This window comes from Citrobacter sp. Cb004 (assembly GCF_030337065.1).
In the GTDB taxonomy this organism is placed as follows: domain Bacteria; phylum Pseudomonadota; class Gammaproteobacteria; order Enterobacterales; family Enterobacteriaceae; genus Citrobacter; species Citrobacter braakii.
On sequence record NZ_JAOWCH010000013.1, the window covers coordinates 1 to 318 of the forward strand.

Below are 318 nucleotides of genomic sequence, written 5' to 3' on the forward strand. Positions count from 1 at the left end.
GCATCCAGGTCACAGCGCATCCGGGTCCATCCCTTATAGCCCACCACCTCTGGTTCTTTGTCGGGCAGGTTTTGATAATTTGCCTTATAACCCTCCGTTAAATGGGCTAAAGCAGTTTTCATAAAAACGACTGTCCCCCAGGCTCGTCCAGGAAACTCAGGACTGGTATGACCGTCCACATACTCGCCATTGGATTTATGTTTGCCTGGTTTATAGAGATAATACGTGTCATCAAAGTATTTATAATCTATACCCGGCCCGCCGGGTTTTAGACGCGGATCGTCAAAAGGGTATGAACTCATATACAAATGATTCTGC

At 46.5% G+C, this 318-nt stretch carries 1 pseudogene; it reads right to left on the reverse strand.

Annotation, left to right across the window (positions count from 1 at the left end):
- A pseudogene (locus tag OGV65_RS00080) lies at window positions 1-318 on the reverse strand (T6SS immunity protein Tli3 family protein); the annotation flags it as partial.